11 protein-coding genes and 1 pseudogene are annotated in these 15,478 nt (G+C 65.0%); 2 read left to right on the forward strand and 10 right to left on the reverse strand.

What is annotated here, in order from left to right; all coding sequences use genetic code 11:
• Positions 1-3 precede the first annotated feature (3 nt).
• The 6 genes from fxsT to Rhe02_RS24920 all read right to left on the reverse strand — a co-directional run bounded on the left by fxsT (position 4) and on the right by Rhe02_RS24920 (position 9,510).
• Entirely contained in the window at positions 4-3,930 is a 3,927-nt protein-coding gene (fxsT, locus tag Rhe02_RS24895; RefSeq protein ID WP_203910766.1) for an FxSxx-COOH system tetratricopeptide repeat protein, read from the reverse strand.
• Positions 3,931-4,152: 222 nt separating this feature from the next.
• The gene (fsxC, locus tag Rhe02_RS24900) at positions 4,153-5,343 is read right to left on the reverse strand and encodes an FxsC protein (RefSeq protein ID WP_203910767.1); all 1,191 of its coding nucleotides are present in this window, start codon (positions 5,341-5,343) and stop codon (positions 4,153-4,155) included.
• A gap of 145 nt (positions 5,344-5,488) precedes the next feature.
• On the reverse strand, positions 5,489-6,643 hold the full coding sequence (locus Rhe02_RS24905; RefSeq protein WP_203910838.1) for an FxsB family cyclophane-forming radical SAM/SPASM peptide maturase: 1,155 nt from the start codon (positions 6,641-6,643) through the stop codon (positions 5,489-5,491).
• A gap of 32 nt (positions 6,644-6,675) precedes the next feature.
• Entirely contained in the window at positions 6,676-6,870 is a 195-nt protein-coding gene (locus tag Rhe02_RS24910; protein WP_203910768.1) for an FxSxx-COOH-like cyclophane-containing RiPP peptide, read from the reverse strand.
• A 103-nt stretch (positions 6,871-6,973) separates the two neighbouring features.
• Positions 6,974-8,713: an aKG-HExxH-type peptide beta-hydroxylase gene (locus Rhe02_RS24915; protein ID WP_203910769.1), complete on the reverse strand. Its 1,740-nt coding sequence runs from the start codon at positions 8,711-8,713 to the stop codon at positions 6,974-6,976.
• Complete coding sequence (locus Rhe02_RS24920) at positions 8,710-9,510, reverse strand: AAC(3) family N-acetyltransferase (protein WP_239124028.1); 801 nt, start codon at positions 9,508-9,510, stop codon at positions 8,710-8,712. Before Rhe02_RS24920 ends, Rhe02_RS24915 begins: the two co-directional genes overlap by 4 nt.
• A gap of 196 nt (positions 9,511-9,706) precedes the next feature.
• Between Rhe02_RS24920 and Rhe02_RS24925 the strand changes: the two are divergent.
• Positions 9,707-11,116 (forward strand): annotated as a pseudogene (locus tag Rhe02_RS24925) (DEAD/DEAH box helicase); the annotation flags it as partial.
• Positions 11,117-11,687: 571 nt separating this feature from the next.
• Here Rhe02_RS24925 and Rhe02_RS24930 read toward each other — a convergent pair.
• Positions 11,688-12,329 carry a cysteine hydrolase family protein gene (locus Rhe02_RS24930; RefSeq protein ID WP_203910772.1) on the reverse strand — a complete coding sequence of 214 codons (642 nt, stop codon included), beginning with the start codon at positions 12,327-12,329 and terminating at the stop codon, positions 11,688-11,690.
• A complete protein-coding gene (eno, locus tag Rhe02_RS24935; protein WP_203910839.1) occupies positions 12,326-13,609 on the reverse strand; it encodes a phosphopyruvate hydratase in 1,284 nt (427 codons plus the stop codon). The genes Rhe02_RS24930 and eno overlap by 4 nt, the downstream gene beginning before the upstream one ends.
• A 128-nt stretch (positions 13,610-13,737) precedes the next feature.
• Here eno and Rhe02_RS24940 point away from each other — a divergent pair, with 128 nt between their 5' ends.
• The gene (locus tag Rhe02_RS24940) at positions 13,738-14,271 is read left to right on the forward strand and encodes a hypothetical protein (protein ID WP_203910773.1); all 534 of its coding nucleotides are present in this window, start codon (positions 13,738-13,740) and stop codon (positions 14,269-14,271) included.
• Here the strand turns inward: Rhe02_RS24940 and Rhe02_RS24945 are convergent.
• Together Rhe02_RS24945 and Rhe02_RS24950 are read right to left on the reverse strand one after the other, a co-directional pair.
• On the reverse strand, positions 14,262-14,957 hold the full coding sequence (locus Rhe02_RS24945) for a hypothetical protein (protein ID WP_203910774.1): 696 nt from the start codon (positions 14,955-14,957) through the stop codon (positions 14,262-14,264). The genes Rhe02_RS24940 and Rhe02_RS24945 overlap by 10 nt on opposite strands.
• Complete coding sequence (locus Rhe02_RS24950) at positions 14,884-15,468, reverse strand: SigE family RNA polymerase sigma factor (protein WP_239124029.1); 585 nt, start codon at positions 15,466-15,468, stop codon at positions 14,884-14,886. Before Rhe02_RS24950 ends, Rhe02_RS24945 begins: the two co-directional genes overlap by 74 nt.
• Between the last annotated feature and the right edge of the window lie 10 nt (positions 15,469-15,478).

Consider the following 15,478-nt stretch of genomic DNA (forward strand, 5'->3'; position numbering starts at 1 on the left):
GGCCTATGTCTCCGGCGGCTCGATGTCGCTGTTGATGCGCTCGCCTTCCCGAATGGCCACGGTGTGGGGATACTGCGCACCGTAGTTGTCCTCGGCGATGCGGTAAGTATTGTCGTACAGCGCATCCGCGCCATGCTGGTCACCACTGGCCCGCATGCTGGCAATCAGGTTCGCCGCCGCAGCAAGCAACGTGGGGTGGCTACGGTTGACGAACAGACGCCGCAGCTGGCCTATGCACTTCTCGTCAAGCCCACGCGCGGTCTCGATGTCACCGGCCGCGAAACGCGCATTCGCCAGGTTCATCTGGCAGAAGACAGTATATGGGTGGTCTGGCAGCCTGGCCTGGAACCCGTCAATCGCGTCTTCCAGGATGGGTGTCGCCTCAGCGAACCTGCCCTCGCGCAACAGGAAGATCGCCATATCGTTGGCGGCGCCCATTGCAAACGGGTGGTCGGCACCATGGGCATGCTGGTAGCGCTCGAGCACATCTCTTGCCCGAGTATAAGCGCCTTCATGGTTACCCTGGGCGGACTCGATACAAGCGACCTCCAGCTCGCAGTTCAGCCGGTTGGGGTGGTCGTGTTTGAAGACCCGCTGGTATTGGGCGAACGTCTTGTCGATGACCTCGCGAGACTCCTCAGTCTGCCCGAGCCGGCGCAATGTCACCGCCAGGCTCTTGCTCGCCGAAAGAGTGATGCTGTCTGTCTCCCCGAGCTCCTTGTGGCAGTCGGTCAGCACGCTCTCCAACACGGCTTGAGACTGAACCAGCTCACCGACCTCGCGCAGGTCCCGCCCATAGGCGACCCGCGACAGCAGCGTCCACCGGTGCCCCTTGGCCAGGGTGCGCTCGTAGCGCGCCAGGGTGTCCTCATCACGCAGTTTGGCGCCGGCGAAGTCACCCATCAGGCGCAATGAGATGGCCAGGTTGTTGGCCGCCATCAAGGTGCGCTCGCCATCGCCCCCCTGCGCGGCATGCCACGCGGTAAAGGTGCGTTCGTCAAGTAAACGAGCCTCAGCGTATTTTCCGATGCCGCGATACGCGGCCGCCTGTCCACCAAGTGCGACCAGCGTGTAAGGGTGAGTGGGGCCAAGCGACCCGGACATACGCTGGACGATGTCGGCGTACGTTTCAATGCTGCGAGGGTACTCACCATGCTCAAGAAGAGTGTTCGCCAGCTCACTACGTATTCGGAGTACATACAGATCGTCCTCGCCGAACTTGGGGACCCACAGGGCGAGCGCGCGCTCCGCCAGACCTTGCGCCCCCGCGTAGTCGCCACGGTAGCGCAGGTACCGGACCGTATCAATCACCAGCTGCCGCGATTCGGGCTCCGGGGAGGCCAGCGTGTCGGATGGTTCCAAGTGGGCAAGGAGCCCCTGGTACGCCGGCCAATTTTTCTGATCTGTTGGTTCGCCCGGACGTGCATTTGCGAGAATCACGTGTACCTGCCCCTGCCGGATCACCCTAACCTGCTCCGGGAGATCGCTACGAATGACCGACTGTACCAAACGGTGCATCTTCAAGGCCCTCACAGGGTGGTCGCTCCAGACCACTGAATCCACCCTAGCCAAGCCAAACCGCGTGATCTCACGAACCAGCGAACTTCGCATTAGCTTGTCACGCAAATTTGTGTCGACAGTCGCCAGGGCCTCGACCATGCCTGCGCTATCGAACAGGTCGGTGGGGATGGGTTCCGGCGAAAGGAAGCTGCAGAGTTCAACGAGGAAGGCGGCGGCCGGCGTCTTCTCGCGCAGTCGTCTTTGAGACAGGCGCCAAGTTTCCGCCACCGCGTGACGATAGCCAGGAGGCGGGGGTTCGTTGAGGATCCGCGCCATGTGTTCGTCGAGGATCTCCAGGTAGCTGGCGGCCGACATGGCTGTGGCCTCGAGAAGCGCGGCGGCCTGCTCAATCGCTAGTGGAAGATCGCCAAGCTTCGCGGCGATGGAGTCCGCGTCGTCTGCGGTCAACCCGCCGACGCGGCGCATCAGCAAACTGACACTTTCGGAACGATCAAAGACGTTAACGTCCAGGGTCCAGGCTTGCCGTGACCACTCCTGCCCCGGCGTGGTCACAATGACGTCACCATTGCCAGTCGGCAGGTAGGGCCGCAGCAACTCCGGATCCATGGTGTGGTTGTCAAAGACAATAACCCAGTTGTCGAACGGCACGCCCAGCCGGAGCGACTCGAGTACCGATTGGACCTGTTCATCCGCGCGGCCGGCGATCGGCAACTCCAGCTTCTGCGCCAAGTCGGCCAGGGCCGTCACAATCATCGCGGGCTGGTCAGCCGATATCCACCAGGCGATGTCATAGTCAGCGGCGAATCTATGCAAATACTCGGTCGCGATTTGTGTCTTGCCGACGCCGCCGATTCCTTGCAGCACAGCAGGTCCAGCCATCGCGTTGCTGGAATTCAGGCGCCCCCTGAGCTCCTCAAGCGCCGCATCTCTACCGACGAAGTTTGTGTTGCGGGCCGGCACCTGCCAAACACGAGCGGGCTCAAACGGAAACCGCGGCGTGGGCGCCGCCGGCCCGAGGCCCTCGGCCTCCAGCACGTCGCGCATGGCCAGCCGGTTGAGAAGCGCCTGCCGTGCTCTGCGCCCGTCGAGGTTTACCATTTCCACCGACTCGCGGGCGTCAAACGGGTGCTGCAGCGGGTATCCGTCGACCCGAACCGACACCAGGAAGCGGCCGGCACCGGGTGCCTCGCGCTTGCCACCGGCGTCCCACCAGGTCAAGATTTGGGGCGTATGCATGGACTCGCGCGACAGCAGAACAATGAGCCGATCCACTCGCGACATAGCCTCTGCGACATTGACCTGCCCGGTCATGTCCTGCATCGCGCAGCGCTGACCCGCAGCGCGCAACTGATGCTGCACCCATTCGGCCCAGATCCGGTCGCGGGGAATGTAGGCGATCAGAATGTTGTCCGGATTGGCCACGCCACGATGTTCGAACTCGGCCGCCCAGGCCTGCCTGCTGGCCTCGGAGATCGCGGCCAACGTGCACCGCTCCCCCACTAGCTCACTGGCGAGCCTTTCGTAGGCCGCCAGCAGCGTGCCCTCCTGATGTGACCGATCACCGAACGCGGCCAGGGTCTCCTCGTAGGCGTAAAACACCTTGTAGGGAATTTCCACCGATCCCCAGTATTTGCTCGCGTCGGAATACCCGAGCGCGGCCACGTACTCGGCGAACCTCTGCTGAGCCAAGCTCCTGCGACGGTCCAATTTGGCCGTCTCACCATCTTCGACCCGGGTGGGCACCGGAAACATCCGCACACCGCGGGGACGCAATCGGCGAATGTTACGGGCGATGGCCACCGCGCCCTCAATGCTTTGGTTGTTGAATCCAAAGCAGTTGACGACGGCGTCCGGAAGGGCGACTGTGCAGATTCCCGCATTGTCACTCAGCCCGGTGCGGCTGTCGATGAGAGCGATGTCGTAGTTGCGGCGCATGTCATCGGCGAGGGCGAGCAGAAACTCCTCGCCATTGAGCCGTGTATAGAAGTGATCCCAGTCGAAATGGGAGACCATTCGCGAATACTCGGCCACCTGTTCTCCGGCCGGAACGAAGTCGATCGACCCGCCTTTAGGAAAGTCATATCGTTCCAGCGAGGTGGCGAAATCCTTGATTTTCGCCAGGTCGCGTATCTCGTCGGAATTCAGCGGGCTATCCGCCCGGGTGGCAGCCGCCGAAAAGCGCATCGTGGCATTAATGACACCTGGCGAATGCCTTAGGTCGCGATCCCTCAGGAATGGTGAAAAGTATCGATGAAGACCCGGCGATTCGAGGTCCCAGTCTACGGCGAGCACACGGCGCCCGGTGCTGGCGAGAATCCACGCCACGTTGGCCAGGGCCATTGTCCGGCCCACTCCACCCTTGAACGAATAGAAGGTTATGACCTGGCTTCGGCGGCGATCGGGAATCATTTTTCGGCCTCGTCACATGTCAGCGCTGCGCCGCCAAAACGACAGCACAGCACTGTCCAATCACGATGGCCTAGTCGGCGGCCAAAGGAGCGAGGCATAGCCTGCCCTCACATTGATCACTCGGGGGTACGAACGACTTAGCGTACAAACCTTAGGATAAGTTGGCTAGACAAGAAATAGCTCGAGGGCGGCCCTAATCCCGAAGTGCCTGATGGACCGGGTTCAAGGTCCTTCCAGGATCGGCCGCCGAGTTGATCCACGTTCGTTCAAGGGCCGAGTCGCATGCGCCCCATGATCTATCCGATACTGTGCTTCCGCCAGCGCCACCGAGAGATCATCATCGAAAGTCCCAGCTGATTCGATGTCGACTCGGAACATCAGGTCGCGATATCCGGCACGATCAGGGAAGACGCTTAGCACGGCCGAGCGCAGCTCGCCCTGGTACACCGTGCTTTCCTCGTCCTCCCGGTTGGCCGGCACCAGAACGGCGACGTCGTCACGCCGGCTGATGGCCTTCAACGCGTGTTTCAGGGGCTCTACCCGGGTCGCCCAGGCGTCCACCAACAACACCACGATGTCGCTACGGTGGCTCTCCGCAGAGAGGCGCTCGGCCAGCCCTTCGATCGGCACCACCTCCGATTCAAGTAGCCGCCTGGTAACGATCGTGCGCGCTTGAGCCGCCAACGGTTGCGGAAATGATGGCTGGAAGGGTGCCCAATCCTCCCGACGGGTTCCGTAGAACTGCAGATTCGTCCTTACCGCACTCATCTGTTCGCGCGTCCCGGTCGCCAGCACCAGAAAGACCTGACGGCGACGTTCTGCCAGCTGATCCTGGTGTGCGCGAACCGCGAAAATGTCGGTCGCCGTCGTCACGTCTGTCCCGCGAGGCGACGCGGGCAACCGGTCGCTGTGGGCCGTCTCCACCACGCGGTGCGCCACCGATGCCACGAACTGACGGTAGGCGAGCCGGAAACGCTGCAACCTGATCAAGACTCTCAGGTCCTCGTTGTCAGGGGTCCTATGTGGAGTTATCTCAAGATCTGCTTGGTCGAAAGGCGGCTCTGCCAAGCCTTCCCCTGCCCAAACGAGAGGGATGAGCGATCCCATCCGGCGGCCGGTGGCGTAGTAGTGATCACGAAGCCGGGTCGCGAACACCCCCCATGATCTCCCGCAGCGCTCGGTCAGGAAGTACTTCGCCGAGTACAGCGCAATAAAGGTCTGTGCGGTGGCGAGCGCATTGTTTGCATCTACCGGCCATCGGGCATCGCCCCACCGGATGCTGTCGAGGTAACCGACCTCGCGGTTCTGGTCGGCGCGGACCCGGGATCTCACCTCTTCGGAGAGATCGTCGAAGAACTTCCGGACGTAGAGCTCGTCCTCGCCGGGAGCGTGACTCAGAAAGAAATACAGCATATGCCCGCTCCCACTGCGCCTGGGATCTCGCACCGCCGCAATTCGGCATCGTCCTCGACGATCTCGTCCGCTCGCATTCCATAATTTTTACCGCATCGGAGGCACCCAAAGCATCTCCAGCACCAAGACCAAGATCTCGCCATGGTCACCTCGTCATGATGTGTGGCGGCACTGTAAGGTCTGTCGCCAGTCTCCGTGCAATATGCCGGATGAGCAGTGTCAGATCCGCGCAATAGACGCTGGGATTACTGAACAGCGTGTCCTCGCGATAGCGATGCGCGTGTTGGCCGCCTCCGCAAACGCCCACGATCGGGCAGCGCCGGCAGGTGTCTCCCAGCGACATCAGCCCAGCCTGGCGGGCTATTGCGCCAGGGTGTTGCAAATACTCGTCAAAGGAGTTCCATTCGACATGCAGGCCGGTGGCGGCCATTCCGGCGGCAACGGACTTGAGAATATCGACTAGCTCAATAGAGCCGTCGGTTTCGATAGTGGCGAGATCTACCTTGCCCAACCCGACATTCTCACTGCCGCTCGGGCCACCCAGCAGTAGCGAGATTATGGATTCAAAAAGCCTTATCCGAGTCTCCTGAACCTTGGCGTGGTACCAACGATCAAAAATGGCGATGAGCCACTTTCCATAAGGCGCTGACGTCTGGTCGGCGGTCCGTCCCGGAGGTGGATTGTCCCAATGCCCATGAGGTAACAGAAAATCAATTTCCGGTGGCTCGAAGGACAAGAGATGCTCGAATACCTCAACTGGTTCATTGGCGAGGTCCACCGTGCACAGGATGCCACCGAACAGGTGCCGAAATCGCGGGTTGTTCAGTCTTCGCAACGCCGCGGCCACACCCGCATAGCTACTGCGCCCATCGGCGAAAAGCCGATGCCTGTCGTTCGCGGCCGGTGATCCGTCGAGGCTGATTCCGACGCTGACGCCGTGTGCGGCGAAGAGCTCAAGAAACGCCTCATCCAGCAACAGGCCGTTGGTCTGGACGCCGAACGCGATCCGGGTTTGCGACCCGACCGTCCGGCGAATCGTTCGAGCCGCGTAGTCAAGGGTTTGGGTTCCGGCTAGCAGCGGCTCGCCGCCATGGAAGATCACCACTACGAACGGGAGGTCGTGTTTGCCCGCATGCTCGGCAATCCTGATCGCGGCCTGCTCGATTACCTTCGGCCGCATCACATTTGGCTGAAGCCGCCAGCTCTGGTCCGCGTGCTCGTAGACGTAGCAGTGATCGCACTTGAGGTTGCAACGGCTGTGCACTTTCATGAGGAACTGCCGTACCGGAGCCGGTTCCATCCGATACGGCGAGTTCGGATAGCTGCCAGCGCTCACCCGGGATGGACTGACATGAAGTTGGAGAACGCGGTCAACACCTCATGCGGACAGTCAAGGGTGGCCTGAACACGCCTGACCGCTTCGGCAAGCACCGCCCGGTCCAGACGAAGTTCGAGTAGCTGCGCGAGCGGGACCTCGGTGGCCCGCGGAAGCTGAGTGACAACGTCGAGCTGTGGATCCGGCGCCATGTGTCACCTCGTGAAGATCTTCGGTCGTGCAGGGACGAACCACGACACGATTTGGATTGATAAATATACCTATAGATGGCCGGATCTTGCACTTACCAAGCGGCTACAGTCCCATCCACTGAATGACGGCTCGAGGCCCCATCGCCTTTTGAGGGCTCGCATCCATGCTGTTGACCTCCCAAAAAATGGCACGGGCCAACTCTGCGTGTTCCGCAACGACCTCGGCGCCCGGGTCGGCCAGTCTCCCCATCGCCACTGCGAGCCCGGCCCAGGCGTCCGGATCATCCGTTAGCCGGATCGCCTCTTCGTAGCGGTCGACGGCCTCCTCGTACCGGCCGCAAAGCAGGTCTGCGTCTGGTTCGTTGCCGGAAAGCGTGCCCACGAGCCAGTGCCGGGCCGCGTCGGCCAGCCGCGGCCCACCACCCGGCGGCACGTCCGAGGTGAAACTTGACATCTCGGACGGCGCGGCGAACGGCTGGCCCAGCACGCAACGGGAACCCATGGCACTGGCGGATTGCCTAGCGGCGGTGCGATTCACGATGCGCCACCGAACCCGGTAGGCAAGCACGACATCGCGCACGATCTCGGCGATGGCCGCCTGGACCACGTCTTCGCCGCTATCGAATACCGTTTCCTGCATGCCGGCCGTAAACCTCACGCCCAGCTCGGTCAATTCCCCTGATTGTTTGACGGCGCCGATTCCGTCGGCCACCAGCATTTGCCACAGACAGAACTCGAAGTCCGACAGGGTGCGGCTCAAGTCTGTCTGGAACAGACGGTGTCGACGCCAAAATTCCAGGACGCCCAAATGGGCATAGCAACCTTGCAGCAATGGGCCTACCGAACGCGCGTCGCGTCGCCAGGGCGCGTAGTGCCGCGGCCCGCTGCCGGATTCGTACATGTCCACGAGATCGAGCATTGCGCCCAGTTTGAGATGTTGTGCTTCATGGACAAGCGTTTCGGCCATAGCCGCGGCATTGTCGGTGAGCGATATCGCGATCGCGCCGAACGCCTGCCGCGAGGCGCCACTGATCACCTCATCACCCTGCGGAACAAGGGGAACGACCGTCCGGATGATCAGCCGCAGCGCGCTCGCGTGTTGCGGGCACTCCCGGCCGAGCAGCAACCACGCTTTGCGCCACACCTGCCGCAGCTCGTCTGCTTCGGTCCGGCTGAGCCGCCCGGTGGGCGGCCGGTGATACGCGTCGCGATAGGGGTCGAGATCATCGATGGCGGCGGCGGGTACCTCGCCTCCGTCACCGAGCTGACGCAACGGAAGCCACATCGGGGCTTCTTCGCCGCGAAGCACATCGATCTGTACCGCCGCTTCGGTTCCGGCGCAGGACAGGACCGATCCGTTGCCGGCGAGGCGGACTGGCCCTGCTCCCAGTCGCGTGACCGCCCCGAGCGTGGGCAGCACGAGACGCCCGTCCGCGGAAACCACACTCAGCTGAAACGACACTCCCGCACGGCACGCGGCCGCCGCCGCCAGCAACGTCAGCTCGTCGATCACCGGACCGCGGTCGGCGGCCGGAGCGGTGAGCAGCCCAAGGTGATGCAGAGCCCACGCGGCCACCTGCGGCGCGGCCAGAACCCAGCTCACCGCCGCGGGATGGTGTTCCTCCGCGGCGGCAAGCGTCTTCAGCGCTGATCCGGCTGCACGAGTGGCGCCCGGCAGCCCCTCCGCGATCTTGTCCACCAGAACCCTCAGCAGGAGGCGTCGTTTGGCGGCCTGGCCATCGACCAGTATTCCCACCGCCTCGTCGTCGCCGTATCCCCGGGCTAGGCCATCGAACTGTTGCGCGGTAAGCACAAAGGGCGACAGATGACTGCGGCCGCTCATGGCCCCACGCTCACCCGGTGCTGCAGAAGCCAGTCCAGCGCGAAGGCGACCGCGTCGCCGATCGGGAAAAGACGAGCCGTTGCCGCGCCCACCTTGCCCACCGAGATTGGTCCTGCCTTGCGCTCGAACTCCATCCCGAGAGTGTCGAAAGAGGTCGCGTCGAGATCGACGCCGAGGTAGGAAACCCACTGCCGTCCCTGCGCTCCCAGCACCGCGCAGGATTTCTCCTTCCGATTGAGCGACGGCAAGCGGTACTCGGCGAGGTGAAATGCGGTGCATTTGTCATAGGAGACACCGAGCAACAGGACGCTGGCCCCCGCCTCCTCAAGCGACTTGAGCGGCGATGCCTCGCCCAGTTCGCTGTCCAGATCATGCCGGGCCATCAGATCTACCGCGTGGTACCCGATCGCGGCGAACGAGGTCTGGGGATGCGCGCTGCGCACGGCCGACGGCCAGGTCCGAACCGTCTCGGCAATGACACCCATGTTCCGGCTCGGAGTCACCGCCGGATCGAAGGCGGGCATGTGCTCCCGGATGGCCGGCCACCACGACTGCGGGATGGCGGGACTGGTCATGCTCGACGGGTCGCGATTGTCGGCGGTTTGCGTCGGCACGACCAGCGTGCCCGAATCGCCGAGCGCATCGAGCAGCGCCTGCACCACCGCCACCGGCCCGCCGCACACGTAGCCCAGTGACCGCAGGGAGGCGTGCAGCAGCAGAGTCTGACCTGGCTCTACGCCGACGGAACGCAGGTCCTCGCGGAGCGACAGCCGCGTGTGCGGGCAAGACATCACCATACGCATAGATTGTGGTCGCTAGAGCCCGCTCGATCCAGCGCGAAGACCGACGGATACCGCGAGGTAAAAGCCACCATGTCCGGATCGTCGAGGTGGGGTATGCTTGCTTCGCGGCTTGATCGGTTCTGCCTCGGCCGCGTTTGACTTGTATGGCGGCTCGCGCCGGGCAGAACGCCCCTTGACGTTCGGAGATTTCATGGCGGTCACCCGCCCGCGCAACGATTCACCCATCATGCCCGCCGGCTTTGCCGAGCTTGGGATTGCCGCATCGCTCACCAAGGTGCTCGCGGCGAAGGGCATCACCCGTCCCACCCCTATTCAGGCGCACACGCTGCCAGACTCGCTGGCCGGCCGGGACGTGCTGGGCCGTGGGCAGACCGGGTCCGGTAAGACCTATGCTTTCCTGCTTCCGTTGCTTACGAGGCTTTCCGCTTCGGCTGTGAAGCGGCAACCGGGCCGTCCGCGAGCGCTCATTCTGGTACCCACCAGAGAGCTCGCCACTCAGGTGCACGCCTCGATGGCCGAATTGGCCGAAGCGCTGTCCCTGCGATCGGTCACCATTTTCGGCGGCGTCAGCGCGAGGCCGCAGATTTCCGCTTTGCGGGGCGGGGTGGACATTGTGGTCGCCTGCCCGGGCCGGCTCGCCGACCACGTGGAGTCGGGTCACGCGTCGCTTGACGCGATCGAGATTACGGTCCTCGACGAGGCCGACCATATGGCAGAGCTTGGATTCCTGCCCGCCGTGCGCAGGCTGATGAGTCTCACGCCGCGCGACGGTCAGCGAATGCTGTTCTCCGCCACCCTCGATGGTGGCGTCGATGTCTTGGCCCGCCAGTTCATGAACCGCCCGGTGACGCACCAGGTCGACTCCGCGGCGTCGCCGCCGCCCAAGATGGCCCATCACGTGTTGCATTTGCGTCACGAAGACCGGCTGCCGGTGCTTGTTGACCTAGCCGCTTCGCCCGGCCGCACCCTGGTCTTCACGCGCACCAAGCACGGTGCCAAAAAGCTCACCAAACAACTTATTGCCTCCGGGGTACCGGCGGTGGAGCTGCACGGAAACCTGGCGCAAAACGCCCGCGACCGGAATCTTCGCGCTTTCTCCGACGGGGTCACCAACACCTTGGTAGCCACCGACATCGCGGCACGCGGAATCCACGTCGATGACGTGGCTCTGGTGATCCACGCCGATCCGCCGGTCGAGCACAAGGCATACCTGCACCGGTCGGGGCGCACAGCCCGGGCCGGCGCGGCTGGCATCGTCATCACGTTGACCACCGATGACCAGCATCGTGAGGTACGCGACCTGACTCGCAAGGCCGGTGTGAATCCGATCACCACCACCGTGCGCCCAGGTCACGCGCTGCTGGCGGAGCTGGCGCCCGGCGAGCGCTCGTTGGTGCCACCACCGCCGACCGCGCCGCGCACCTCAAACCGGCGCGGCACCCCCGCCGGCGCCTCGGCCACACCGGGCCGGCGCGGAGGAGCCGCACGGCAAGCCAGCGCCCCCACCCAGGACAGCGGTCACGCAACCCTGCGACACAGCAGCGACAGCGGGCGCGCCCCAACACGGCAGCACAGCGGCGACAGCGGTCGCGCAGGCACCCGGCACAACACCGGCGACAGCGGGCACGCAACCCTGCGGCAGAACAGCAGCGACAGTGGGCGCGCAGCCACCCGACGCAACACCAGCGACAGCGGTCGCGCAGCCACGCAGAAGCACAACGGCGCGGCGCACGACAGCGGGTATGCCGGTGAACGGCGTGGCGGCGGCGCAACGCGGGTCGGCGGCGCACGGCGCGACGGCAGCGCAACCACGGCAGAAAGCGGCCGCGCGCGGCGCGGAGCTGCCGGGCAGCGGGGCGGCACAGCCGTGGAGGAAAAGGCAACCGCATCGGCGTCGACCGGCGGGAGCCGCGGAATTGCCGCATTCTCCTCGCAGAGCCGGGCCGGCGGGCGCGGCCGGCGCTAAGCCGAGCTAGACACAGGTGTGGCCGCACCGGCGCCAGCCGGCGGGAGCCGCGCAGCCGGGCCGGCGGGCGCGGCCGGCGCTAAGCCGAGCCGGACACAGGTGTGGCCGCACCGGCGCCAGCCGCGCAGAGCCGGGCCGGCGCTGAGCCGAACTAGACAGACGTGTGGCCGCACCGGGAAACCGGTGCGGCCACACGCTTTTGGGGCTAACCGGCCGCCGCGGCGACGATGTCGTCAGTGGACATCAGGATGGCGCCGATGCCGGCTATCTCCCGCAGCCCTTGCTCGCTCGACTGGGAAACAGCGTCGGTGGCCAGCACCACGCGATAGTCGCGCTCGCTGGCTTCGATGATGCTGGCGCGTGGGCAGTTGGGCATGTTACAGCCGGCGAAGACGAGCGTGTCCACGCCCTGCGCGGTCAGCAGCGACTCCAGCGCTGTCCGATAGAACGCGCCCCATCTGGGTTTGTAGATGGCGTATTCGCCGGGGGCCAGCTCCTGCTCCTTGCCCGCGAGCAGGGCCTCATCGTCAAGGTCGAGGTCGCCCTTCGGCAGCAGGCCGGGTGCCAGCAGACGGCCCGGCGTTCCGGGCCGCACGATGCTGGCCCCGCCGGACAGCAGGGTGCGGCGAAGCAGGTCGGCGTTGCTGCCGTCGGGCTGGTAGAGCCGGACGATGTGCACGATCGGCCGGCCGGCGGCCCGGAACGCGGTGGCGAGCTTGGCCAGCGCCGGGATGACCTCGGTGGTGCCGGCCAGACCGTAGGGGCTTTCGGAGAGGAAGTCGCGTTGCATGTCGATGGTGATGAGCGCGGCGCTGCCCCAATGGGGAGCCAGATGCGGATCGGTCATGGCCTGCTGGTCAGGCTGGATGCTCCGGCGTAGCGCGCGGCCGAGCCGAGCTCCTCCTCGATGCGGATGAGCTGATTCCATTTGGCCGTGCGGTCGCTGCGTGACAGGGAACCGGTTTTGATCAGGCCGCAGCCGGTCGCCACCGCGAGGTCGGCGATGGTGGTGTCCTCGGTCTCCCCCGAGCGGTGCGACATGACCACGCTGTATCCGGCGGCGCGGGCGGCCTGTGCGGTGTCGAGCATCTCGGTCAGGGTGCCGATCTGGTTGACCTTCACCAGGATCGAGTTGGCGATGCCGGCCGCGATGCCCTCGCGAAGTAGGGAAACGTTGGTGCAGAACACATCGTCACCGACCAGCTGCACGCGAGCGCCGAGGGTCCGGGTGATCAGTTTCCAGCCGGCCAGGTCGTCCTGAGCTATACCATCCTCAATAGACACTATGGGGTACGACGCCACCAGCCCGGCAAGGTAATCCACGTGCTCGGGCATGGAGCGCGCCAGCCCTTCGCCCACGTAGTGGTAGGCGCCGTCGCGGTAGAACTCGGATGCCGCCGGGTCCAGGGCGATCGCGATGTCTTTGCCCGGGGTGTAGCCCGCGTCGGCGATCGCCTGGGTGACAAAGGAAAGCACCTCACCCGCGGTGCTCATGCTGGGCGCGAAGCCGCCCTCGTCGCCGACAGCCGTGCTGTGCCCGGCCTTCTTCAGCGACAGGCGCAGGGTGTGGAAGACCTCCGATCCCATCCGCACCGCGTCGGCGAGCGTGGCCGCTCCCACCGGAGCCACCATAAACTCCTGAAAGTCGAGCGGGTTGTCGGCGTGCGCTCCACCGTTCACTATGTTGAATAGCGGCAACGGCAGCAGCGAGGCCTCGGGGCCACCGAGGAATCGGTAGAGCGGCTCCCCTGCCGCCGCAGCGGCCGCCTTCGCCACGGCAAGGGAGACGCCGAGGGTGGCGTTGGCCCCGAGGCGTGACTTGTTCGCCGTGCCATCGAGCGCGATCAGCACATTGTCCACTTCGGACTGCGCGGATGCCTCCAGGCCCAGCACCGCCGACGCGATCTCGCCATTGACCGCATTAACTGCCCGCAGCACCCCTTTGCCCAGGTATCGCGAGGGATCGCCGTCGCGCAGCTCCACCGCTTCGCGAGTGCCGGTGGAGGCGCCGGACGGCACCGCGGCGCGGCCCAGCGCGCCATCATCGAGCAGGACATCCACCTCAACTGTGGGATTCCCGCGACTGTCAAGGATTTCACGAGCAACGACTTTGGAGATCTGCGGCATTGAGGCGCCTCCGGAGAAGGGCGGATAGGTCACGCTGCGCTGCGCCGAGGACAAACCTACCGGCTAGCCCATCCAGCCCGCAGCCCCGCGCAGGGAACCGCGGGGGCAGGAGGCAACGTGTCTAAAGGGTGAAGCTGATTGCGTTAGGGATGGCCGCCGTGCTCGTGGTGTCGGGCTGTGATACGCCACCGGAAAAGGGGGTGGCCACCGCGCAAACGCCTACGGCGGTGGCCGGCGGCGCGCCTGAACCGGTACCCACCAAGGAAACCGACTATGACAAAGCCTTGCGTTTCACCAGATGCATGACCGACAACGGCGTGCCGACGAACGACCCGGTGCTCGGTGAGATGCTGCCGACCGGCCTGAGCTGGGGACCGGGCGTGACCGCGGCGGCCATCGAAGCGCAACGGGCAGCGTGGGGCAAATGCAAGGCGCTCCTGCCGCAGACCTGGCCGGTCAAGCTCGACCAGCGGGAGATCGAGCGTTCCCGCAACTACGTGCTCTGTATGCGGGAGAACGGAATCCCGGAGCCGATCGCCGACGCCAACGGTGTCGTCGACCAGCCGACCGACGACCAGCTCTACCGGATGCCCGGCTATGACCAGGCCGTCGCCAAGTGCCGCCACCTGGTCGACGACCCGGCCAACGACCATCAGGACTGATCGAGGTCGTGCGCCAGCTTGGCGATGCGGGTGATCTCGGCATCGGAGATCTCGAAGGGGGCGGCCGGGCGGCCGACGCCCCATGTGCCCACGTTGACGGGCAGCTCGATGTTCGAAGCCGTATAGAGATAAGCCGCCTCGCGGCTGACCGGAACGTAGATGGACACCACCATGCTTTCGAAGGCGAACGGCGCGGAATGCTGACGCCGCACCCATACCTCACCCTGCGGGGTGAACAAAGTCGCGCAGCTCTCGCCGGGGGTATACGGCACGTCGTAGGGCAGCTCACAAGGGTCGGCCACCGGGGCGAGCGTGTCGACGTACCAGAAGACATGGCCCTGGCGGGACTTCCCCTCGATGATCCACATGATCCGCTCCAGCGGAGACGGCGTCGGGCGAGGCTCGAGCCGATCGGCCACATCCGCCGCGGTGAGCTGGATGGGCGCCATGCTGGCCGACGGCACCGCAATGGGTCGCGGCGCGGGGCTGGAACCGTTGCGCCCCATCTCCAGCAACCCCCACGAGCCACCGATCGCCGTCACCGCCAGGGTTGCGGCGGCCACCCGCCGCGAGATGCTGTGCCGCGCCGACCTGCGGGCCGCCGCCAGCACCTCAGCGCTGTCGCGCAGCGGGGGCGCTTGCGGATCGTCCAGCATGCGGGAAAAGACCCGTTTCATCTGCTCCATCTGCCCCACCTCCCAACAGTTTGCGCAGGCTGGCCAGGCCACGTGAGGTCTGGCTCTTGACCGTGCCCGGCGAGCATTCGAGGATCTCGGCGACCTGCTCCACCGGCATGTCCTCCCAGTAGCGCAACACCAGCACCGCGCGGTGTTGCCGGCTCAGCTGCAGCACAGCCTGCCGGATCGCCAGGCGGCCTTCCGTGTCGTCGCCGAAATCGGCTACCTCCAGGTCTTCCGCGTCCGGCTCGGTCGGGAACTCGCGGCGCCAGGGCCGTCGCCGCTCGTCGAGATAGGTTCGCAGCAACACCTTTCGGGCGAACTGGTCCATCGTGTCGTGGCGCTCTATTCGCCGCCATGCCCGATAGAGCTTGATGAACACCGTCTGGGTCAGATCCTCGGCCAGATGCCAGTCGCCGCAAAGCAAATACGCGGTGTTGCGCAGCATCGGGGCACGCGACGAGTAGAACGAGGTGAACTCGTCCTGCACAGCCCGCCGGGAGGGCCAGAATGCTACCACCGTAAAACCG

The organism is Rhizocola hellebori (assembly GCF_016862955.1).
GTDB classification, from domain to species: Bacteria; Actinomycetota; Actinomycetes; order Mycobacteriales; family Micromonosporaceae; genus Rhizocola; species Rhizocola hellebori.